Consider the following 23,778-nt stretch of genomic DNA (forward strand, 5'->3'; position numbering starts at 1 on the left):
TACATGTAAAATAATGGGAACTAGGTCTACTTTAAGACCGGATTCTCTTTTTTTATCTTACATCAAGACCACAATGTAAAATTTTAACTAATAAGGGAGGGTGACCCATTGATGCAATGCCAATGGGTCAGTCCCCCACCCTGGTAGTGTGGTAAAGCGATCGCATGTTAGAAGGGTGGGGGACTGACCCCGAAAAGGGTTTGGTGAAAAACTGATGAAAGCGTTATCATAATGTGATATGATGGTTAATAATCATTATATAAGAATGATTCGAAACTTTACGTTTCACTTTTTTTCTGCTGCTATCATACACTATCTTAAATACATCATGTTGCAGCCAAGGGTCCACAAATCAAGGGGGTGTAGGTATGCTGTCTGTTAAACGATTCAAACCATATTACATTAAAGAAGAGCGTGATTGTATCAGGGTGGTACTTGCTTACCAATATTTTTCGCTCCTGCTGGACGATAAGGTTTATCAGTTTGTCCCGCTTGAATCACGTGAAATTATCGTCAACCGGGAAACACGCCAAGTAGAGAATCAAGATGACGTATTCGTCTTCCAAAAAGGGAAGGAATATAATCGCCTGCCACTTTCCGATTTAATCAGATTGAAGGACTTTATTACACAACTAAATACCATTATCCATCCTTACTTAACCAACTCGCCGACAATTTTGGATGAAGCCGAAACGGTTATTGAGCAGCTTGAAAAAGAAAATCTGAAACGTTTGATCGATAAGGCACTTGAAGCAGGTGATCAAGCGAGGTTCAAAAAACTTTCGGGCATGCTTAATAAAGAGTACGGCCAAGGCCAGTCCTGACTGATGATTTCAGTATTCAACCATTGCTTCAAAATAGGCTCTAATAAAAAAAGGCCATTTAACCTGTAGAGGGTAAATTGGCTTTTTTTATGTGAAAAAGTTTCCTTTTACAAAGGAGTGCATCTGTATAGTAACTTAACCTCTCCCATCACTCCCCTTATCACCTGACCTGTTTTATTATAACTTCAATCCACTTCGACTTTTGAAACGGCGTAATAAAATCTGACTATCCACACGTGAAATTCCCTTTAAAGCATATAGTTCATTATTGATAAATGACTCGAGTTGAGTAAAATCATCGACTAGTACGTGCATGTGCAGTGTACTAGGACCGGTCATTTGATAACAACTTGCTACACATGGGTTGTTTGCAAGGTTTTCTGCTACTTCTACCAGATTACTTGGATCACAATCCACGTCAAAAAAAGCAGAGACGTTTTTTCCTACTTTTTCACTATTTACAACACATGAAAACTTTTCAATTATCCCTTCTTCAATTAATTGATTAACCCGCGAGCGGACAGAAACTCTTGATAAATTCAGCTGCTTACCAATATCAGTATAGGAGATTCTACCATCCTCGATCAGAAGTTCAAGAATCTGTTTATCTATTTTATCCAAATGTTTATCCATCGCCATCCCCCTATTTCTTATACTTTCGTCCTATATAGAGGGAATTGTACTAAAGATTATTCTAAAACTCAATCTGATATCAGAAAATAGTAACTATTTGAATTTTCATAATTTTTTTGCGTAAAATTGTTTATTTTTTCGAAATATTCATATATAATCAAAAACTATAATTGAATCGTTTGTTAACTAAAAGATTAAAAAAGATTAACAAACGACAGGAAAAAAGAAGGTTACATTAATTTAGGTGTAGTATTGTGTAAAAATGCTTACCTGAAATAAAGTTTCCTAGGGAGGAGGAGGTTGAATGGTTAGCCTGATTGTCCGTCGCTTTTTTCAGCTAATTCTATTGCTCATCGGTATCTCTTTTTTAGTATTTATGAGTATGCATATCGCTCCAGGAGATCCGGCATCAATCATTGGTGGACCGACAGCCAGTGCATCTGATTTGGAGGCGATACGAGAAAGTTTAGGTCTAAATGAACCTGTGCTTGTCCAATATCTTGATTACTTGTCGGGAGTTTTACATGGGGATTTAGGATATTCCTTTCAGACGAACCAATCTGTTGCCGATGCCATTGTTACCCGCTTTCCAAACACATTGAATCTTGCTATCGCAAGTATGATTGTGGCCATCATCATCGGCGTCACAGCTGGTATCATTTCAGCTGTCAAACAAAATTCCTGGTTCGATGTTTCCAGTACTACATTTGCTCTTGCCGGAATATCCATTCCAAACTTCTGGTTGGGGACAATGCTGATTTTATTATTCTCTGTTACTTTGCAATGGCTGCCGGTCGGAGGACTGAACGCTCCCTTTTATACACTGGAAGGGATAAAACAATTGATTTTGCCGGCCATTACTCTTGGAACGGGCTCCGCTGCTATGATTGCCCGAATGAGCAGGTCTGCCATGCTCGAAGTGATTCGTGCTGATTATATCCGTACTGCCAAGGCAAAAGGTGTTCGGCAGCGTGGTCTAATATGGATTCATGCATTGCGGAATGCCATGATACCTGTCATTACCGTAATAGGTGTTAACTTTGGTGCATTGCTCGGCGGTACGATCATTACAGAGCAAGTTTTCGCCATTAACGGTGTGGGACGGTTAATGATCGATGCTATTGCAGCAAGAGACTTTCCTGTTGTACAAGCCACGGTTTTGCTGGTAGCAGCTCTGTTTGTCCTTGTTAATTTAATTGTCGATATTATTTATGCATTGATCGATCCAAGAATCAGTTATGACTAGAGAGAAGGTGAAAGAATATGGCTTCTGAAGCCCTTCATACAGATGTCGACAGAAAACATAAAAAAAGGGAAATGAAAATCGTACAGACCATCCGAAAACTGCTGAAAAACAAACTGGCCGTGTTTGGTTTAATAGTTATTTTGCTTCAAATAATGATGGCCATAACTGCACCGTGGATTGTCAGTTATACACCAATCGAGCAAAATCTGTCCGATGCAGAGTTAGGGGTCGGTTCAGAAGGTCACTGGCTGGGAACCGACAACTATGGAAGGGACATGTGGTCCCGGTTGGTCTACGGTGCGAGGGTTTCCCTATTGGTCGGAGTTACTTCTGTGGTTATTGGCCTTGCTGGCGGCATAGTACTTGGCCTTCTGGCAGGCTATTACAAAAAACTAGATGGGATTATCATGCGGATTGTTGATTTACTCTTTGCTTTCCCTGGTATTTTACTGGCAATGCTGATTATTGCCATGTTGGGAACAAATCTGATCAATGTAGTGATTGCGATCAGTATTTGGTCGATACCAGGGTGTGCCAGAATTGTCCGAGGAAGTGTTTTATCCGTAAAAAAACAAGAATATGTACTGGCTATGAAATCAATGGGTGCAAGTGACATACGGATAATTCTAAAGCATATCCTACCCAATTGTACGGCTCCAATTATTGTCTTCGCTACAATGCGAATGGCCACTTCTATCCTCTCTACATCAGCATTAAGTTTTTTGGGGCTCGGTGCTCAGCCGCCGACATCAGAATGGGGAGCGATGATTGCGGCAGGGCAAGATTTTATGTGGTCGTCTCCTCACATGACGATTGTTCCTGGTATTGCGATTATGTTAGTCGTATTTGCTTTTAACGTTGTCGGCGATGGTTTACGAGATGCACTGGATCCTAATATGGATTTTAACAACTAAAAAACAGGGGAGGAATTATATTATGAGAAAAAAAATCATGTTTTATTTGCTAGTTTTTCTTTTGGCTTTCGCAGCAGGATGCAGTAGTTCTTCGGACAGCGACAGTGCAGGTGCCAGCAATGTACCTCAGGAATTGACTTACGCGACCACATCTGATGCAGTCGGTTTATCACCAATCGATACTAATGATTCTGTTTCTTCAAATGTTATCGCCCAGGTTTACGAAACGTTGTTTACCCGGGATCCGGAAACGATGGAAATAGAACCGCTTCTTGCCGAGTCATATGAAACTCCTGACGAAAACTCATGGGAAATCAAACTGAAGGAGGGCATTAAGTTTCAGGATGGAACAGATTTCAATGCAGAGGCTGTCAAATACACTTTTGACCAATTTATGGATGAAAATCGGGCTGCCCCTCGTGCTTCCTTACTGGCTCCAGTAGAATCTGTCGAAATAAAGGACGAGTACACGGTAGTAATAAAAACATCGGAACCGTACGGTCCATTATTGGCTGCCTTGTCTCATACCAATGCTTCCATCGTAAGTCCGACGGCTGATAAAGAAGGCGATATTAACAGTGAGCCAGTCGGCACTGGCCCTTTTGCCTTCGAAGAGTGGGCAGAGGGTGATCACATTACCTTGAAGAAAAATGAAGATTACTGGCAAGGTGAACCTAGCTTGGAAACCGTCACATTGAAAGTAGTACCGGAATACTCAACTGCCGTTTCGATGCTCGAAACAGGAGAGGTTCAATTCCTAGACAAAATCCCGGCAGAGCATTTATCCCGCATAGAATCCATGAGTGACGTCGAAGTACAGACCAAGCCTGGTACGCCTGTGTACTATCTAGGTTTTAACATGGAGAAAGAACCATTCAATAATCCCGAATTCCGTAAAGCAGTGGCATACGCGGTCGACCGGCAGGCATATGTTGATCAGTTGAATGGTTTGGGAGTGAAAAACGATAGTATCATCGGTCCCAAAGTATTCGGATTTGATGAGAGTGCCAAGGATGCTGGATATCCATATGATGTTGAAAAAGCAAAGCAAATAATAGAAGAAAACGGGTTTGCTAGCCAAAAAGTCACACTGCTTGCTTCCAACTCGGGAAGCTACATGAAAATGGCTGAAATTGTTCAATCTCAATTGACAGAAGTAGGTATCGATGCAGAGATCGAGTCAATGGAATGGGGAACTTTCCTTGATACGACTTCGGAAGGGAATTTTGAAATGACCTTTATGGGCTGGACGAATAGCACTGCTGATGGGAGTGAACTGCTATACCCTAACCTTCATTCCGATAATATTGGCTCTTCCAATCGTATGAGATACAGCAATAAGGAGTTTGATGCATTGGTAGATGAGTCCAGGACGCTTGTGGACCAGGAAGCCCGACAGAAAAAACTGCAGGAAGCAAATAAAATTGCGATGGAAGATGCCGTATGGGTTCCAATGAACCATGATGTGGTTTCAGCAGCGTATGACAAAAGTGTCAAAGGTTTGGAATTAGATCCGACGGGTGAATGGAAGCTTTATAACGTTACAAGAGAGTAGGGTGGAAGATGGACAAATTGTTGCAAGTCGATAATCTGGTTACCCAGTTCAGGACTGCTGAAGGAAAACTTTCGGCAGTCCGTGGGATATCCTTTTCCGTCGAAAAAGGGGAGACCCTGTGTATTGTCGGAGAGTCCGGGTGTGGAAAGAGCATCACTTCTTTATCGATTATGGGCCTGCTTCCTTCTAATGGAGAAATCGCAGAAGGGTCAATCACTTTTCAAGATGAAGAGTTAACGGGGAAAAAAGAGGAAGAGTTAAGGCAGCTTCGTGGGAATAAGATGTCGATGATTTTTCAAGAACCAATGACGGCATTGAACCCTGTGTTCACGATTGGCTATCAGCTGCGGGAACCGCTTATACTTCATCAGCATATGTCCAAACGGCAGGCGACTGACAAAGCAGTAGAATTGTTGGAACAAGTCGGAATTCCAGACCAGAAAAAGAGACTGAAGCAATTCCCTCATGAACTAAGCGGCGGAATGCGACAACGCGTGATGATTGCTATTGCCCTTGCCTGTAATCCCTCCCTGCTGATTGCTGATGAACCGACCACTGCACTGGATGTAACGATTCAAGCACAAATTCTTGACTTAATAGATGATCTCAAAAGAAAGATGGATATGGGTGTCGTTTTTGTCACGCATGATATGGGGGTTGTCGCAGAAATCGCTGACCGAGTAATGGTAATGTATGCTGGAGAAGTAGTGGAAATAGGAGAAGTGAAAGAGATCTTTAACAACCCACAACATCCTTATACGAAGGGTTTACTTGCTTCTGTGCCGAATGTAGATGATGAATATCATACACTGGAATCTATTCCCGGTTCTTTGCCCAACTTGAATGAAAAAATCCAGGGCTGTCGTTTTCATCCACGTTGCCCATTGGCGACAGAACGTTGTAAAAGAGAGGCGTCGCCTATTTTTGATGTAAGGGAAACCCATCAGTCCAAGTGCTGGCTTCAGGAGGTGAATGTCCATGACAAAGCAGCAACCTCTTCTTGAAGTGAAAAATGTTAAAAAGTACTTTCCCATAAAAAGTGGGATTTTAAAACGAACGACAGGAAATGTGCAGGCCGTCGAAAATGTAAGCATTGATGTCTATGAGGGAGAAACACTCGGCGTTGTAGGTGAATCTGGTTGTGGAAAATCCACATTTGGTCGAACGGTTTTAGGACTTGAACCACTGACGGCAGGGACAATAAAATTTCGAGGTCAAGAAGTAGGCGGCTTGTCTTACCGTCAGTTAAAAAAGTTTAAAAAAGAAATGCAAATGATTTTTCAGGATCCTTATGCTTCTCTAAACCCGAGGCAGCGTGTAGGGGATGCCTTGGAAGAAGCGTTTATTATCCATACGGAATTGCCTAAACAAGAACGTCAGCAGCGTGTAAGGGAATTACTAGTGGAGGTTGGCTTGAAAGAAGAATATTATGAGCGATATCCGCATGAATTCAGCGGTGGACAGCGGCAACGGATTGGAATTGCCAGAGCGATAGCGCTCAACCCATCCCTTATTGTCTGCGACGAAGCCGTATCTGCATTGGATGTGTCGGTGCAAGCACAAATAATTAAATTGTTGAAAAGATTGCAGCAATCGCATCAGTTAACCTATTTGTTTATATCCCATGATTTAGGTGTTGTTCGTCATGTTTGTGACCGGGTGATGGTCATGTACCTTGGTGCAACAGCAGAATTGGCAAGTTCTGATCAACTATATGGCAATCCGCTCCATCCCTATACACGGGCTTTGTTATCCGCGATTCCGCGCCCCATACCTGGAAGGAAAAAGGAGCGGATTAGGCTAAAAGGCGAACTGCCCAATCCGGCGGACTATCCACAAGGCTGCCCGTTCCATACACGCTGTCCTTTGGCAACGGAAAAATGTGCCAAGGTACGACCGGAATGGCGTGAGATAGAGCAGGGCCATTTTGTGGCTTGTCATGAAGTGTAACAGAGCAATGGTTGTACTCGATGGTAATGATATTTAAACGCATCTAGTAACAGGCCGCCGCTTGAATCGCCAGGCGGTTTGCCAATTTTCTATGTATTTGGGAAGGAGTTTTTCAATGAAAGCATTCGACTATTTGAATTATCCTTATCCGTCTCAACGGATGACAGCCGTGGCAAATCGGGGAATGGTTGCGACATCCCAGCCGCTTGCTTCACAAGCAGGTTTGGAAATGCTGAAAAAAGGAGGAAATGCCATCGATGCTGCCATTGCCACTGCAGCAGCATTGACGGTAGTCGAGCCTACTTCTAACGGTATTGGAGGCGACGCGTTTGCCCTGGTCTGGACAAAAGGCAAACTACATGGATTGAACAGCAGCGGTCCTGCCCCCGGGAAAATTTCGATAGAAAAGGTGAAAGAAAGAGGTTATGCCAGCATGCCGAAGTTCGGCTGGCTTCCTGTGACAGTACCGGGGGTACCAGCGGCTTGGGCTGCGCTTTCGGAGCGATTTGGTAAGTTATCCTTGACAGAGGTACTGCAGCCGGCAATTGATTACGCGGCAGACGGTTATCCCATTTCTCCGGTTTTGGGGAAGTTTTGGAAGTCTGCATATAATAAGTTCAAACAAGTACTTACAGATGAAGAATTCAAGCATTGGTTTGAAACATTCGCCCCTGATGGAAGACCTCCGGAAATCGGAGAGGTATGGAAGTCGCCGGGACACGCGGCTACGCTTAGGTCTATCGCCAGTACCAATGCAGAATCGTTTTATCGGGGGGAGCTGGCAGATAAAATCGCTGCTTTTTCTCAATCCGGACAAGGTTTTCTTGAAAAATCGGATTTGGAAGGATACAAGCCGGAATGGGTCAATCCCATTTCCGTTCGATATCGTGGCTACGATGTTTGGGAAATACCACCTAACGGACAGGGATTGATCGCATTGATGGCTTTGAACACGTTAACAGGCTATACTTTTGATGAAAAGGAATCGGTCGATACATATCATAAACAATTGGAAGCGATGAAACTCGCTTTTAAAGACGGCAAACAATATATCACAGAAAAAGAGCACATGACTCATCCGGTGGAAGACTTACTGTCAGCAACATATGCCGAGCAGCGTCGTGCTTTGATCGGCGAGCAAGCATTGACTCCTGAACCGGGAAATCCTCCCAAAGGCGGAACGGTTTACTTGGCAACGGCGGATCAGGAAGGAAATATGGTTTCTTTCATTCAAAGCAATTACATGGGCTTTGGTTCCGGACTGGTCGTTCCGGGAACGGGAATCGCACTGCAAAACAGGGGGCATGATTTCTCGCTGGATTCAGCACATGAAAACGCGCTTGCAGGTGGTAAAAGAACCTATCATACCATCATCCCTGGATTTTTAACCAAAGATGGACAGGCAGTCGGACCTTTTGGGGTCATGGGCGGTTATATGCAGCCGCAAGGGCATCTGCAGGTGATTATGAACACGGTTGATTTTCACTTGAACCCTCAGGCTGCTTTGGATGCACCTCGATGGCAATGGATAGAAGGAAAAAAAATCATTGTCGAACCGCATTTCCCTACTCCTATTGCCGAGGGATTGGCCAGAAAGGGTCACCATATCCAGATTGAGTTGGAAAAAGGGGCATTCGGCCGTGGACAGGCGATTTGGCGGGACCCGGAGACAGGTACGCTTTATGGTGGGACCGAATCACGGACCGATGGTTCCATCGCAGTATTTTGATTGGCAGCATGAATGAATTCGGAGGGACAGCAAATGACACAATGGCACCTATTTTTAGCTTTTTTCCGGGTCGGCATATTTGGATATGGCGGAGGACCGGCATCAATTCCGCTGGTGCAAAAGGAAGTAGTCGATAAATATAAGTGGATGGATCATGAAGAGTTTGCCAGCGTTCTGGCACTTGGCAATTCCCTGCCGGGGCCGATTGCAACCAAAATGGCCGGTTACATCGGTTATCGGGTCTCCGGGCTTATTGGCATGATCAATGCTGTATTGGCAACCATTCTTCCGACGATCGTCTTCATGATTGTTTTGCTCACTTTCTTGGCATCGATGAGCAACCGCCCCTGGGTGCAAGGAATGACTTCCGCCGTAGTACCTGTGGTCGGCGTAATGCTTGCGGTGCTCACTTATGACTTTTTGAAAAAAGCAAAAGGTGGACTAGGATGGGTGGTGACGGCCGCACTTGCGGTTTCCTCCTTGCTTTTGATGGAATGGGCCGGAATGCATCCGGGTTTGTTGATTGCCGGTTTGTTGCTTTATGCCCTCTTCGGCCCTATGAAGCAAGAGCAAAAGAAGCAAAACCCTGAATCTGTCAATCACCAGAAAGGACAATCGTAAATGATTTACTGGAAAATATTCTTGGCATTTTTTATACCGGGAATCGTCGGGTATGGAGGCGGGCCGGCATCGATACCATTGGTGGAAAACGAGGTTGTCGACCGCTACCATTGGATGTCTGTCAGCGACTTCAGTGAGATGCTGGCGATGGCGAATGCCCTTCCCGGCCCGATTGCGACCAAAATGGCCGGCTATATCGGTTATCAGCAGGGCGGCATACTCGGCTCGGTAGTCGGTGTCTTTGCCACGGTGGCCCCCTCTCTCCTTTTAATGATTGTGCTGCTTAGCATTTTGAATAAGTTCAAAGATTCTCCGCGTGTCAAAAAAATGACCGCACTGATTCGTCCAACGATAGCAGTCCTGCTCGGTATCATGGCTTTCAGCTTTTTTCATAATTCATATCAGGACGCCGGTATTTGGCAAACAATCTTTCTGATAGTGGCCAGTTTTTTATTGCTGGAAAAATGGAAAGTGCACCCAGCCTTTGTCATTATGGGTGCCTTGGCTTATGGAGCTGTTTTCATGGGATAGAAAATTAACTGGTGATATAACACAAACGTTGTTGTTCCGCCCATTGCCGGAAATGCACCCAGCTGCCCTGGAAAGGCGGAGGGGTCAATTTAGCTTCCACTCAATTGACGTGGGAAGTTAGGATTATGTCCTAGTTAATGAAATATCAGCAGGCAATTCGACGGCCACTGAAAACCTGAAGTACTAGGATAGATGGAATTAAGAAAAGGGGGATGTGCGGAGTTTTTATTCCATTCATACTCTTAACCCATTCGTACTGACTTCCATTCATCGATAATTGACGGTCTAGCATCATCCCCCCTCCCTTTTATGTACTCCTTTCATTGGAGAAGAAAAAAGAGTGATATTCATTGTTGGATATAAGAAAATCACTCTTTTCAGGTTGACCTCTGTTGAATCGGCGATAAGCAATCGGTGGTGACGACGCCTGCCGGAACTGTGCGAGCCGAGGATCCCCTTTGTCAAGTGACCTTCCTGATCAAGTTAACTGAGGCCGTTACCGCGGCAAGCATTCACCGACAAGCAATACGTAGGCTCGACAACTAACGTTGACAGCAACTTTAAATAAAAAGGAATTTTTCGCTGGTCTCGCAATTCCCCCTATCTATAGATAAACACTTTGATTGCTGAATGAAAGGGAAAGGTATAAGCTAACAAACAAACCAGATGATAAGGAGAGGATAGCGTGGATCTTCAGTTAACAGGAAAAACAGCTGTCGTGACTGCTTCCAGCAAGGGACTTGGAAAAGCGACAGCACTTCAATTGGCTTATGAAGGGGCAAATGTTCTGATTTCCAGCCGGAATGAGCGGGAACTGCAAGCCACCGTTGAAGAGATCAAAGGGAAAACAAACAATGACAAGGTCGCCTATGTTGTCTGTGACATGACCAATCCCTCAGACATAAGGAATATGGTCGAACAGGCAGCTGCACGGACTGACACTATCGATATTCTGATAAACAATGCAGGAGGTCCTCCATCCGGAAACTTTCTCGATTTTTCTGATGAGGATTGGCAGCACGCTTTTGAACTAAATCTTTTAAGTTTTATCCGAACCATCCGGGAGGTGGTCCCTTTTATGAAAAAACAGCAAAGTGGACGAATCGTCAATATCGCTTCTTCCTCGATCAAAGCCAGCTTGGACAACCTTATTCTTTCCAACACGATGCGGCCAGGAATCGTCGGACTCGCCAAAAGCCTTTCCCAGGAGCTTGCGTCCGACAATATATTAATCAATACCGTCGGCCCGGGAAGAATCGAGACAGGCAGGATCGTAGAATTAAATAAAAAGGCAGCAGAAAGCAAGGGTGTTAGTTTGGAACAAGTGAAAGCAGAGGCGGACAAGCAAATCCCTTTAAACCGCCTGGGAGAACCGGAGGAGTTTGCAAAAACGGTGGTGTTTCTGGCGTCTGGAGCCAACACGTATATTACCGGCCAATCCTTGCTTGTGGATGGTGGCCTGGTGAAGGCGCTATGAACAATGACAGGGATCGATGTGTATCGAAGTAATAAGATAGGAAAAATAGGACATAAATGAAACGTATAATATGTTTTTGCAGTCGGAAGGAGGCTTCTTTACATGGCGGAAAAAGCTTTGCAGCGACGGTTTATCACCAAAATGGATGCAAGCCCCACTTTTTTCGGTGTCCGGTTTATCCCAGAGGCTGTGCAAGCAATGGAAGCGAACGTGCCTGCAAAAAAGACGGAATACAGCATAGTGGAAGCCATGCTTGATAAAGGAATGAACGTCGTCGAGGCCGCAAGCGCCGGATTCATCGAACACTTCCGTACACTTTTACCCTATCAAAAGGAAGACATTATCGTCTGTTTGACCTGTGATTTAACTTCGCTTTCTTTGAGAGAAGAGGACATTACTTCCTTCCAGACGATTAAAGATTCTATCGATAAACTTCTTGATCAATTTCCTGCGGAAACGATTGATATCTTGTTCTTTGATTATGCAGCTGTTCCCGGCCATCTAATCGAAAAAGGAGAAATACTGCGGGCGATGAGAGCCGTTCAGGATGAGGGCAAAGTAGCGTTTTTGGGTGCTTGTCTCGACAACCTCCTCGGTGAGGAATTTATATTGACAAACACGTTTGATGCCATCCAGATAGAGTACAACTTAATCAACCAGATCAATGAAAGTAGTATCAAACTGGCCAATGAAAAAGGAATCGGTGTGTTCATCCGGAACGGTCTGGCAAATGGGCTGCTTGCTGCCAATTCTAGCAACGCAACGGACGATACCAAGTTTCAGGAATTACTGGATATGTTGGAAGGAGATCGGGAACTGTTGCAACGTCTTGCCCTGCATTTTCTCTTTCACAACAAAGCAATCAATACTGTCCTTATTGAAACTGCAGGGCTGGCAGAATTCAACCAATACTTGAATGTATTGGAAGAAGAAGTGGATGAATGGCTCCTCCAACGTGCGGCAGCAGTATATAGCGCATGAACGAATTAATTGTCGAGCCATAAATAAAATAACTCAGTTAAAAACCGGACGATTTCGATTGGGGTGATTCCGAATCAGCGTTCGGTTTTTGCTTTGGTCACTTGGCGTGAATCTATATTATAAAAAAGGATACCAGCACATTTAGCATAGAGGCATTAGTCGGCAAGAGAAAACAGTTCACAGTTTATCATTAAATCTTTTGCATAAAAGCAAAAATCCCATACAATCAGCCTAGTAGACTACTAGAAGGGACTGGCAAAAATTTATGCTGAATGAGATAATCAAGAAACAGCAATAGGCGATTCTGTTCTTTTGGTTAACCGCTTACATCGATTGGGACAGGGGGAAGACAATGAAAAATTTGCCGAAAAGTATATTGTTCACGATCGTGCTTGCTTTATTTTCAACCAGTTTTTTTCTAATGCTTTACTATGGCAAGGAAACATTTTATGTTGAAAAGCAAATTTCCTCCCAGCAACTCTATGATTATCATTTTGCCCTCATCACCGAGGAGGTCGGCAATGACTATTGGCGGCAGATTGAGAATGGAGCAAAAGAAGAAGCGGCCAAGCATAATGTTTATTTAGAATATATCGGTCCGCGAAAAAGCGATAATGAAGAGAAGCTGCAAACCTTTGACAGGATGATTTCCTCGAAAGTGGATGGAATCATCACCCAGGGGATGCCGGGAGAACGTTTCAAGGCGCTCGTACATAAAGCGGTCGAACGGGGTATTGAAGTCATCACGGTAGATACCGATGTCCCGCAAAGTGAGCGGCAGTTATATGTCGGAACCGACAATTACAAGGCCGGTTTTTCGGCCGGACAGGCTGTCATTAAAGATACTGAAGGTGAAATCAAGGTCGGCGCTGTTATCGGAATGTATGATGCTTTGAACCAGCAAGAACGCCTGCAGGGATTCAAGGAAGCTATCGCAGAATCAGATAGAATCGAACTGGTCGATGTACTGGAGTCCAACATCACTGAAATCGGTGCAGCCGAAGCTACTTATTCTTTATTGAAACAGCATCCCCAAATCAATGCCTTAGTCGGAATGAGTGCGTTGGATGGATTGGGGATCGTGCAAGGCATAGAGGAAATCCATCTAGACCAAACGCCATACGTGCTGAGCTTCGACATTTTGCCGCAAACGTTGGAAATGATCGACCAGGGGAAGATTGCAGCCACGGTCACGCAATACCCGACGGAAATGGGGAAGCAGGCAGTCAATCGAATGGTCGACCTGCAGCATGGCAGGAAGATAGAGCCGATGCAATATACCGGGACCGGAATCATCCGGGCAAAAGATATCAACAATGGGGAAATCATCCGGAAGGGTGAGGGCTCATGAAATCGATCCGATCGAAATTGATCTTTTACTTTTTTGTTTTTGTCATTCTTTTCAATATTGTATCGATTTCTATTTACGTCAGTTCCAACACGTTGACCAATTCATATCATTCCAGCTTTGAGCGATTTTTGTTATTGAATTCTATCTCTCAATCCGCCAACAAGCTATATGAAAATACCAAGGCATATGTGATGGAACAGTCAGAAGAAAATCAAGCCGCCTATTACCAATCCAGGCGTATTATGAAACAGGAAGAAAAACAGCTTCAGGATATGTTGAGCAGTGAGGAACAAATCCAGACGAAAAACTATATCAACCTGATCGATAACATCATCTATGAAAGTGAAATCACCACCGGCTTTGTCCTTCGCGATGACATCGAAAGGTACACAGCCCATTTGAAAGAAACCGAAAGTACTGCTTCTTATATTCAGGAAACCACCCTGCATTTGATCGACTTGGAATTGACCGAGTACCAAACACTCTATCAGGACTTACAAGACCGTAATGAAGCATTTCGCTGGTTTACCTTCTTTGTATTCACGACAACAGTCATGCTTGCTGTCTTTTTTGCCATTTGGTTTTCCAATGGTATCAACAAGCCGATTCAAACGTTGACAAGGGCAGCCCGGGAGGTGTCCCGCGGCGATTTTGATGGAGAACCTGTCGATGTGCGTTCGAATGATGAATTGAAATTGCTTGGCAGTTCCTTCAACCAGATGCGGGCCAACATTCGGGAACTGATCAAAGAAATTAAAGATCAATCCGAACAGGAACGATTGATGAAGGAACTGGAATTGAAACATCTGCAAAACCAAGTCAATCCTCACTTCTTGTTCAACACCTTGAATACCATTTCCAAAATGGCATACTTGGAGGAAGCCAAATCGACTTCCAATTTAATCGATTCGACAGCCGCACTGCTTCGCTACAGTCTAGGGGATATCGAAAAATTTGTGACGCTTCGGGAAGAAGTGCGGGCTGTGAAAGAATATTTGACGATTCAGAAAACACGGTTTACGGAAAGAATCCGGTTTGCAGTAGAAGTAGATGAAACTTGCCTCGACTTTCCGATTCCGCGTCTGACCTTGCAGCCGCTGGTCGAAAATGCTTTTATCCACGGGGTGGAGGAACAGGAGGAAGGCGGCGAAATCAAGCTGTTCGTCTATAAGGAGGAAAGAGCAGTCATTGTAGAAATCAGCGACAACGGCAAGGGGATGACCGGGGAAAAAGTTGCCAGCATTCTTAATGTCACCAGGGATAAGGCGGAAGACCATATCGGACATTCCACCGGATTGGGAGTAAGCAATGTGATTCGCAGGCTGCAGTTATTTTATCGAACCGAGCATGTTATCGAAATAGAGTCACAGCCAGGCAAAGGGACACAAATCCAACTGTTACTGCCAAAGCAGTTCACCCTGCCGGAAACCGGTGATCAGGAGGGAGGAAACAATGAGAGTACTAATAGCGGAAGATGAGCTGCTGGAACGGAAGGCGATGCGCAAATTCCTCGAAGATAACTTTTCTGACTTGACGGTAGTGGGAGAGGCTGCAAACGGCAGGATAGCGATTGAGATGGCAGAAAATTTAGCGCCTCAGATAATTCTGATGGATATAAAAATGCCGGGTATCAACGGACTGGAAGCGATAGAATCCATCCATCAAAGGGATCCCAATATCAAATTCATCTTAGTATCTGCCTATGATTCATTCGATTATGCCAAGCAGGCGATGAAAATGGGAGTGAAGGAATATATTTTGAAGCCGAGTAAAAAAGAGGAAACGATACGGGCGGTCCTCCGAGTGAAAAAAGAAGTGATGGAAGATGCGGCAAGGATGGAGGAGCATCGACATTCGAGTTTGATTGCCAGAGAGTTGTTTTTGACAAAGCTGATGAAATATGAAGTGGGCACCGATACGTTCGAACTGCAGGAAAACTTGTTTCCGGGGTTGCAGTCCGCCTATTTCCTTGCCCTAAAATATCCGCAGCTAGAAGAAAAAGATGCAGAAGCTTGGACCGACTATTTTGGAGAGGATGACTATATTTACCGGATGGAAGATGACCAGCTGATCATTGTCGTGCTTTCGAGGACGGGGAAGGATAAGGCAGCCGTATTGAAGCTGGCGCGGAAGTTGCAAATGCAGCTGGGTCCCCAGGCTTTCATAGGGGCAGGATACCCGACTGCTAAATTGGAGGAGTTGCCTAACGCTTATCATCAGGCAATGCAGGCTGTCAAACACCTTGAGCAAATCGGCAACAGCAATTTTGGATTTCCCCCTGCAGAACAGGGGCGAAGCAACAATTTCCTGGAGGATATTTTGTTAGAAGTGGCTAGTGGAAATCACGCGAATGCCATCCACTTTTTTTCCGAATGGTGGAGGGAGAAAGAAGACAGCGTGGAAATGCTCCATGAGTTATACTTTCATGTGAAACAGGAATTGCAGCAACGAGGCATCCAGCCTCCAGATACCGGACTTCCTCCGGAGGGTGATTATCAAGGATGGACCGACTACTTGAAACTCGCCAGCTTGAATGTCCAGCATCACTATCAGTCGCAGGACAAAATGGAACGGGCGAAAAAATATATCCATGACCATTTTCATGAACCGATCAGTCTGGAGGATGTCGCGGAGCATGCTGAATTAAGCGCTAATTATTTTTCGAATTTATTCAAAGTCTCGACTGGAGAAACATTCATCGATTATTTGACCCACGTCCGGTTGAAAAAAGCAAAAGAGTTCTTGCGCTCGCAGCAATACACTTTGAAGGAGATATGTTTCATGATTGGTTACAAGGACCCAAACTACTTCAGCAGGGTGTTTAAAAAGTATTTTTCGCTGTCACCGAAGCAGTATCAGAAAGAAATCTTAAAAAAGTGAAGAAAATCATAAAAAATTACAGAAAATCGGCTCCCTTTTTTGCGGGAGTCCTCTTTATAATGATAATGTAAGCGTTAACTGAAAACGCTTTACGAGTCGAAGAAAAGGGGGATTTAGAAGTGAAAAAGCTGTTAGGAATTCTTTTATTAATGGTTATGGCACTTGTAATTGCAGCTTGTAGTTCTGATTCATCTTCTGATGGAGGAGAGGATGCCGACGCTTCAGATGGCGGCGATTCTGGAGAATCAGCTGAATCAGGCGGTGGCGGAGAAGGAACAGTGGAAATCTTTAGCTGGTGGACAGGAGCCGGTGAAGAAGACGGACTGTTGGCGCTGATCGACCTGTTTGAACAAGAGCATCCTGACATTACCGTGGACAATGCAGCTGTTGCCGGTGGAGCGGGAACAAACGCAAAAGCGGTTCTGGCTACACGGATGCAAGGGGACGATCCACCATCCACTTTCCAGGTTCACGGTGGAGCTGAGCTGAATGAAGGCTGGGTGGCAGCCGATAAAATGGAACCTTTGAATGATTTCTATGAGGAACAAGGCTGGATGGATAAATTTCCTCAAGACTTGATCGACATGGTGAGCAAGGACGGCAATATTTACTCTGTCCCTGTCAATATCCATCGCGGCAATGTGATTTTCTACAATAAGCAAGTATTCGAAGATAACGGATTGGAAGTACCTACTACTTACGACGAATTCATTGCTGTAGCCGACAAATTGCAGGATGCGGGTGTGACTCCGCTTGCTCTCGGTGACAAAGAGGCTTGGACAGCTACACAGATTTTTGAAAACATCCTTCTTGGAGAGCTTGGACCTGATGATTACAAGAGCCTGTGGGCGGGCGACATTGCATTCGATGATGATCGTGTCGTGGCAGCAGCTGAGAAATTCAAGACGGTTCTTGGCTATGTAAACGAAGACCACGCATCCCGTAACTGGCAGGATGCAGCACAGTTGGTCGGTGACGGCGAAGCTGCAATGATCAACATGGGAGACTGGGCCAAAGGATATTTCTCTAACGATCTTGATTTGGAAACCAACAAAGACTTCGGTTACTTTGCATTCCCGGAAACAGACGGCGACTTCATGGTAATCACGGACACTTTCGGTTTGCCTAAGGGTGTGGAAAATCCGGATGAAGTGAAAGAATTCTTGAGTGTTCTTGGGTCTGTTGAAGGCCAGGATGCGTTCAATCCGCTGAAAGGCTCCATTCCGGCACGTGTTGATGCGGATGAATCAAAATATGACGAATACGGCAAGGATGCCATGAAAGACTTTAATGAATCCAACTTGACGCCGAGCCTGGCGCATGGTTCCGCAGCTGCAGAAGGCTTCGTGACCAAAGCGAACCAGGCGGTGAATATCTTCGTCACACAACTTGACGTCGATAACTTGATCAATACGCTGAAAAACGCGGCATCTGAATTGTAAGAATTAAAAAGGGTAATGCAACATTAATCAAAAAGCGGCTGACTCCGAAACAATGGTTCAAGCTTCTCTCCATTGCCAGCAGGCCTGGCGGTGAAGAGTACGGCTCCGTCGTGACGGGTCAGCCTCTTTCCTGATTGAGACTCTACCCTCTGACAGGAGGTTGATGACATGGCAGAACAAGCAGTTGACAGACAGGAACAGGAATACCCGGAAAACCACCGGCAACAGCCGGCAGCGCAGAAAGAAAAGAAACCAAAAAAGAAAATCTCCGGTGACCAGTGGGTGGCCCTAGGGTTTTTGGCCCCCTCATTCATATTGGTGCTTATCTTCGTCTATGGTTTCATTGGCTGGACCGGCTGGGTTTCCGTAAGTAACTGGAATACACTTGTCCCGGATTTTTCTTTTGCAGGATTAAAAAACTACATTTATTTATTCAATGACTACCGCTTCCAGGCGGATTTGCGAAACACAGTGTTTTTCACGATTCTTTTTATCGGACTGGTTATTGTGATGGGGCTTGGTTTATCCATCCTGATCGACCAGAAACTGAAGGGGGAGTCCCTTTTCCGGAACATCTTTTTGTTTCCGATGGCCTTATCTTTCGTTGTTACCGGGGTTGTATGGCAATGGCTGCTCAATCCATCGACTGGCTACAATCAGTTTTTGGCACTGTTCGGAATCCAGCCAAAATGGTATACAGATACGAATATACTCGCGGGGTTTGAATGGGGCAGTATCGAATTCGGACTTCCTGTTGCCATTATAGCGGTCGTGATAGCCGCTGTCTGGCAAATGACCGGATTTTCGCTGGCGATGTACCTTGCAGGTTTGCGCGGTATTCCGGACGAATTGCGGGAAGCTGCCAGGATGGACGGCGCTTCTGAATTTCAGATTTACAAAAAGGTTATTTTACCGATGCTGATGCCGATCACGGTAAGTGTCATCATCATCATGGCGCACATCTCGTTGAAAATATTCGATCTGATATATGCGATGACTGGTTCTGGTGCGAACTTTGTCACCGACGTTCCAGGTGTGTATATGTTCGAAACGACCTTCCGGGGCAATTACTATGCCAATGGTGCGGCAATCGCAATTATCATGCTGCTTCTGGTAGCGGTGTTTATCGTCCCTTACTTACTGGCCAACAGAAGGAGTGATGGATAATGGCTACATTCAACGTATGGAAAACAATCAAGTATTTCATCTTAATTGTGATGGCCGTCCTTTTCCTGACGCCGGTTTACGTTATCCTCGTCACCAGCTTGAAGCCATTGGATGAGGTGTCGTTAGCGAATATGTGGGCATTGCCTTCCACGATTGACTTCAGCAGCTATTCCCATGCATTCTCGGAACTAGCACCGAATTTCATGAACAGTGTGTACTTGGTGATTCCGGCGACGTTATTGTCTGCTTTACTTGGTGCAATGAATGGATATGTGTTGTCTAAGTGGAAATTCAAAGGATCGGAACTGATTTTCACAGTCATTTTGTTCGGGATGTTCATTCCTTATCAAAGCATCCTGATTCCGCTTATACAGTTTTTACGTAATATTGAGATGTACAATTCCATTGCCGGGCTCGTTCTGACCCACGTGGTTTATGGATTGCCGATCACCACCTTGATGTTCCGTAACTTTTACGCCAATATTCCGGATACCATGCTGGAAGCGGCGAAAATCGATGGGGCCAATTTCCTTGGGATCTTCCGGCATATCATCATTCCGTTGTCGATTACCGGATTTGTCGTCGTGGCGATATGGCAGTTCACCAATATCTGGAACGAGTTTTTGTTTGCCGTGACCATTACCAACTCGGACAGCCAGCCAGTCATGGTGGCTTTGCAGAACTTGTCCGGAAGCCAAATCGTCCAATGGAACGTACAGATGGCTGGCGCGTTGCTGGCTGCACTGCCGACGCTTCTGGTTTATATTTTACTCGGGAAATACTTTGTCCGCGGCTTGCTTGCCGGATCTGTAAAAGGCTAAACTAGTAGTAGACAGCTAGATAGAACCGGAAGCAAATGAAAGAGAGGCGGATAAACGTGAAGAAAGTGAATTGGGGAATACTCAGTACAGCGAGTATTGGAAAGAAGCAGTTGATCCCGGCGATTGAGCGCTCGATCAATGCTGAAGCTGCCGCTATTGCCAGCCGAGGGGATAAAGCCAAGCGGGCCGCGGAAGAACTAGGAATCAACAAATCTTATACAAGTTACGGGCAGTTATTGGATGACCCGGAAATTGATGCAGTCTATATCCCTCTTCCCAACAGTCTTCATAAGCAGTGGGTGATTGAAGCGGCCAAACATGGCAAACACGTTCTGTGTGAGAAGCCAGCAGCTTTGAATGAAACAGAACTGCAGGAGATGCTGGCAGTATGTAAAGATTATGGCGTCAAGTTTATGGAAGCTTTCATGTATCAATTTCACCCATTGCACGAAAAAGTCAGAGACTTGATCAGGGAAGGAGAGATTGGCGAAATTTCCTTGATAAGGGCCAGCTTTTCCTTCCTGCTGCAGAATGACCCGCAAAACATCAGACTGAACAAGGAGTTGGGCGGTGGATCGATATATGATGTCGGCTGTTATTGCCTCCATTCCATTCGGGAGATTTTGCAGGAAGAACCGACTCAAGTATATGCTCATGCCAAGCAAAACACTGCCCATGTCGATACAACTGTAGCCGGTACCCTTTCCTTTGCGAGCGGGGTGGAAGCGGTGTTCGATTGCAGCTTCGACCAATTGCCGGTAAACGGTTATGAAGTAGTGGGATCTACCGGGAAAATCGAGGTGCAGAACGCCTATCGTCCCGACAAAAATTCAGACGGTGCCGGTTTGTTGCGGGTAACGAAGTCGGATGGAGAAACGGTCGAAATGCGTGTGGAAGGGGATCAGTACAAACTGCAAGTCGAGCATTTTTCCGAGGCTGTTTTGGAAGACAAGGCTGTGCTGTATACAGAAGAAAAAATGCTGAACAATATCAGAACAATAGATGCCTGCTATAAGTCGATTGCGACTGGGAAAGCAGTGCGGATGTGAAAAACATCCTGTCGAAGCTTCCAATGAAAACTGCAGCTCTATGATAGGCAGAATTTTATAAAGCGGTCTGTGTGGAATTTTAATTTCCATACAGACCGCTTTCCGTCTGATTTCAAGAGGTTTGTCCCTCTATTCCTCCATTAGTTTGACATTCGTTTCATATGTTCTGCTTGATGCCTTTTTGGGCTCCACCGATGAAACGGACCTCGAAACATTTTTCGTCCATTGCCAGGACGAAATTTATCCTTCCGATCGTATAAATCTCTATAAGCTCATTGCTTTTCAGGAACCACCGTATCGTAGAGCTTTTCTTTTATGGATTTAAATCCCTGGATGATTGACGGCCCAGCCTTTTGCACCCCTTCATCCCACAAGTAAATCTCTCTTTTTAGATGGGCTTCTGTGATTCCGGGGTGATCCCATGCCCGTGATAAGCATCCACCGACTGGTGTCAACAACAAACTTTGACAGTCTTTTTTTGATTTTTTCAGAAACTCCTGTCGCGGAACGTGGGTTTCTGAAATAAAAAGCTCAAATTTTAAGAAAATTGTAAAAATAAGTTGACCCCTGATGGATCATCCGTTAAAATGTAGTTTAACTACACAGAAATAACGATTTAATGTAATAAAACTTCATGATTTCAATGAGTGTTAATGGAGGATTACGGATGAATGATGGATTGGAAAGAATAAGGCAAGGATTAACAACTTTGAAGCCCTCAGAAAGAAAGGTGGCCCAGTACATATTAAAAGATCCTGACAAGATACTTGCGATGCCGATCGCTCAATTATCCAAGGAGTGCGAAGCTAGTGAAGCTACCATTATCCGTATGTGCAGGTCCCTCCAGTTTAAAGGATTTCGGGAATTAAAGTTAAGCATTTCGGCATCTGTCAATAAAAGAGAGGCACAGCCAGAGAGATATCAAGACATCTCTACTTCTGCAAGCATCAAGGAAATCATCGAAGTTGTATCAAGTAATAATCTCCAATCAATAGAAGACACCTTATCTGTCCTGAATGAGAATTCCATGGAAGCTGCGGTTACACTGATGGAAAACGCAAGAAAAATCTTAGTAATTGGTGTAGGGGCTTCGGCCATCGTGGCGCAGGACTTTGAACAAAAATGCAAAAGGATCAACAAATGGTGTGAAGCACTGACTGACAGTCATGCCCAACTCACTTCCGCTGTTCACCTCACCAAAGAAGATGTAGTTCTTGCTGTTTCCTATTCAGGAGAAACCAAAGAAATCGTCGATACGATAAAAATAGCCCGCCAAAATAAAGCCTCTGTTATTTCTATCACCAGTTATGGAAATAACGAGGTGCAAGGCTTATCAAACGTTAATTTATTTGCTTCCAATCTAGAACAAAGCATTAGAAGTGGGGCAACTGCTTCAAGAATCGCCCAACTTAATATTGTCGACATATTATTTACTGGATTAGCTTCTAAAAACTATCAAGAATCTATAGGTTTTCTGGATAAGACAAGAAATGTTATTCAGAGCAGATTTTGATTTTAAGGGGGGGACGCCCATGGACGAAATCGATCGGATATTTGAGCGTTTTCTCCAATGTGAATTCTTTTCTGGAGGAGTTTGTTCTATATCCATTGATGGGGAAACGGTGTTTCTTAAAGCTTACGGGAAAGCCGACCTTGTAAAAAATTTGGATACGAAACCACACACCATTTTTGATTTAGCCAGTATCACTAAAATTTTCACCACAACGATAATCCTGCAATTAATAACGAAAAAGAAGATTTTTCTTTCAACACCGTTAAAACATTGCCTTCCGATTACATCAAGAAATTCCACATTAGCGAATATAACAATTAACCAATTACTAACGCACACTTCTGGATTGAAAGCGTGGCATCCTTTTTACACCAATTTACCCAACGATAATTTTTTTGAAGTACTTGAGGAAATAGATTTAGTAGAGAGAAGCAGTGACGAAGTAATTTATAGTGATTTAAACTTCATGTTATTGGGTGAAGTAGTTAAAGAGCAGTTTCACGAAGATTTAGAAACAATTGTATACCAGCAGATAGGAAAACCATTAGAGTTGTCCTCCCTGACTTACCAGCCGTCAGAGCACGCTGAAATTGCTGCTACAGAATTTGGAAATAGAACAGAGATGAGAATGTGTGAAGAAAGGAATTTACGGTTTGAAGATTGGCGGTCACTTCATCATCCGATATCCGGGGATGTGAATGATGGAAATGCCTATTATTTCTTTTCTGGAAAGTCAGGTCACGCTGGTTTGTTTTCTAATATAAAAGATTTAATGAAATTAGGTGATTTATATGTGAAAGGAGGAAGTTATAAAGGGAAGCAATTGATAAGGAAGCAACTGATTGATCACAGTCTTGATCGGCAAGCACACAATCGCGGGCTCGGCTGGGAAACGGGTGGTGTATTTCCTGAAGGTGCGGGGCATACGGGATTCACAGGAACTTCTATTTGGGTTGTACCTGAAAAAAAGTTGACCGTGGGAATTCTTACAAACCGTCTTCATGTTGAAAAACCGAAAAATATCAATCCTTTTAGAAAAGAAATATTTGAAACAGTACTTAAGAGATATGAAAAATTAAAGGGGGATTTATAAA

Annotated in this window: 21 protein-coding genes; 20 read left to right on the forward strand and 1 reads right to left on the reverse strand. The window is 44.3% G+C overall.

What is annotated here, in order from left to right; all coding sequences use genetic code 11:
• Positions 1–368 precede the first annotated feature (368 nt).
• The gene (locus tag ABVF09_RS17755; RefSeq protein WP_026571018.1) at positions 369–824 is read left to right on the forward strand and encodes an IDEAL domain-containing protein; all 456 of its coding nucleotides are present in this window, start codon (positions 369–371) and stop codon (positions 822–824) included.
• A 177-nt stretch (positions 825–1,001) separates the two neighbouring features.
• On the opposite strand, the gene ABVF09_RS17760 is transcribed toward ABVF09_RS17755, so the two are convergent.
• The gene (locus ABVF09_RS17760; protein ID WP_153463119.1) at positions 1,002–1,457 is read right to left on the reverse strand and encodes an Lrp/AsnC family transcriptional regulator; all 456 of its coding nucleotides are present in this window, start codon (positions 1,455–1,457) and stop codon (positions 1,002–1,004) included.
• 304 nt (positions 1,458–1,761) lie between these two features.
• Between ABVF09_RS17760 and nikB the strand changes: the two genes are divergently transcribed.
• The 19 genes from nikB (at position 1,762) to ABVF09_RS17855 (ending at position 23,777) form a co-directional block, all read left to right on the forward strand.
• Positions 1,762–2,703, forward strand: coding sequence for a nickel ABC transporter permease (gene nikB / locus ABVF09_RS17765; protein WP_153463122.1), 942 nt, complete (start codon positions 1,762–1,764; stop codon positions 2,701–2,703).
• A gap of 71 nt (positions 2,704–2,774) precedes the next feature.
• A complete protein-coding gene (locus tag ABVF09_RS17770) occupies positions 2,775–3,617 on the forward strand; it encodes an ABC transporter permease (RefSeq protein WP_371069790.1) in 843 nt (280 codons plus the stop codon).
• A 22-nt stretch (positions 3,618–3,639) separates the two neighbouring features.
• Complete coding sequence (locus tag ABVF09_RS17775) at positions 3,640–5,172, forward strand: glutathione ABC transporter substrate-binding protein (protein ID WP_371069764.1); 1,533 nt, start codon at positions 3,640–3,642, stop codon at positions 5,170–5,172.
• 8 nt (positions 5,173–5,180) lie between these two features.
• A complete protein-coding gene (locus tag ABVF09_RS17780; protein WP_371069765.1) occupies positions 5,181–6,176 on the forward strand; it encodes an ABC transporter ATP-binding protein in 996 nt (331 codons plus the stop codon).
• Positions 6,145–7,122, forward strand: coding sequence for an ABC transporter ATP-binding protein (locus tag ABVF09_RS17785; RefSeq protein ID WP_153463131.1), 978 nt, complete (start codon positions 6,145–6,147; stop codon positions 7,120–7,122). The genes ABVF09_RS17780 and ABVF09_RS17785 overlap by 32 nt, the downstream gene beginning before the upstream one ends.
• Before the next feature lie 115 nt (positions 7,123–7,237).
• On the forward strand, positions 7,238–8,851 hold the full coding sequence (locus ABVF09_RS17790; RefSeq protein ID WP_371069766.1) for a gamma-glutamyltransferase family protein: 1,614 nt from the start codon (positions 7,238–7,240) through the stop codon (positions 8,849–8,851).
• A 33-nt stretch (positions 8,852–8,884) separates the two neighbouring features.
• A complete protein-coding gene (locus ABVF09_RS17795; protein WP_037329382.1) occupies positions 8,885–9,472 on the forward strand; it encodes a chromate transporter in 588 nt (195 codons plus the stop codon).
• Complete coding sequence (locus ABVF09_RS17800) at positions 9,473–10,003, forward strand: chromate transporter (RefSeq protein WP_026772236.1); 531 nt, start codon at positions 9,473–9,475, stop codon at positions 10,001–10,003.
• 685 nt (positions 10,004–10,688) lie between these two features.
• Positions 10,689–11,480 carry an SDR family oxidoreductase gene (locus ABVF09_RS17805; RefSeq protein ID WP_026571016.1) on the forward strand — a complete coding sequence of 264 codons (792 nt, stop codon included), beginning with the start codon at positions 10,689–10,691 and terminating at the stop codon, positions 11,478–11,480.
• A 102-nt stretch (positions 11,481–11,582) separates the two neighbouring features.
• Positions 11,583–12,461, forward strand: a complete 879-nt coding sequence (locus ABVF09_RS17810; RefSeq protein WP_371069767.1) for an aldo/keto reductase — start codon at positions 11,583–11,585, stop codon at positions 12,459–12,461.
• A gap of 352 nt (positions 12,462–12,813) precedes the next feature.
• Complete coding sequence (locus ABVF09_RS17815; protein ID WP_026772238.1) at positions 12,814–13,812, forward strand: sugar-binding protein; 999 nt, start codon at positions 12,814–12,816, stop codon at positions 13,810–13,812.
• Complete coding sequence (locus tag ABVF09_RS17820; protein WP_026571014.1) at positions 13,809–15,290, forward strand: sensor histidine kinase; 1,482 nt, start codon at positions 13,809–13,811, stop codon at positions 15,288–15,290. Before ABVF09_RS17815 ends, ABVF09_RS17820 begins: the two co-directional genes overlap by 4 nt.
• On the forward strand, positions 15,265–16,692 hold the full coding sequence (locus ABVF09_RS17825) for a response regulator (protein WP_371069768.1): 1,428 nt from the start codon (positions 15,265–15,267) through the stop codon (positions 16,690–16,692). Before ABVF09_RS17820 ends, ABVF09_RS17825 begins: the two co-directional genes overlap by 26 nt.
• Before the next feature lie 149 nt (positions 16,693–16,841).
• Positions 16,842–18,134, forward strand: a complete 1,293-nt coding sequence (locus ABVF09_RS17830; protein WP_035427076.1) for an ABC transporter substrate-binding protein — start codon at positions 16,842–16,844, stop codon at positions 18,132–18,134.
• Between the two features lie 168 nt (positions 18,135–18,302).
• The gene (locus ABVF09_RS17835; protein ID WP_051382208.1) at positions 18,303–19,301 is read left to right on the forward strand and encodes a carbohydrate ABC transporter permease; all 999 of its coding nucleotides are present in this window, start codon (positions 18,303–18,305) and stop codon (positions 19,299–19,301) included.
• 50 nt (positions 19,302–19,351) lie between these two features.
• On the forward strand, positions 19,352–20,122 hold the full coding sequence (locus tag ABVF09_RS17840; protein WP_371069791.1) for a carbohydrate ABC transporter permease: 771 nt from the start codon (positions 19,352–19,354) through the stop codon (positions 20,120–20,122).
• 56 nt (positions 20,123–20,178) lie between these two features.
• The gene (locus ABVF09_RS17845; RefSeq protein WP_371069769.1) at positions 20,179–21,171 is read left to right on the forward strand and encodes a Gfo/Idh/MocA family protein; all 993 of its coding nucleotides are present in this window, start codon (positions 20,179–20,181) and stop codon (positions 21,169–21,171) included.
• Between the two features lie 667 nt (positions 21,172–21,838).
• On the forward strand, positions 21,839–22,684 hold the full coding sequence (locus tag ABVF09_RS17850; protein ID WP_371069770.1) for a MurR/RpiR family transcriptional regulator: 846 nt from the start codon (positions 21,839–21,841) through the stop codon (positions 22,682–22,684).
• A gap of 19 nt (positions 22,685–22,703) precedes the next feature.
• On the forward strand, positions 22,704–23,777 hold the full coding sequence (locus ABVF09_RS17855) for a serine hydrolase domain-containing protein (RefSeq protein WP_371069771.1): 1,074 nt from the start codon (positions 22,704–22,706) through the stop codon (positions 23,775–23,777).
• Position 23,778: the final 1 nt, after the last annotated feature.

Source organism: Sediminibacillus sp. JSM 1682029, assembly GCF_041366435.1.
GTDB classification, from domain to species: Bacteria; Bacillota; Bacilli; order Bacillales; family Amphibacillaceae; genus Sediminibacillus; species Sediminibacillus terrae.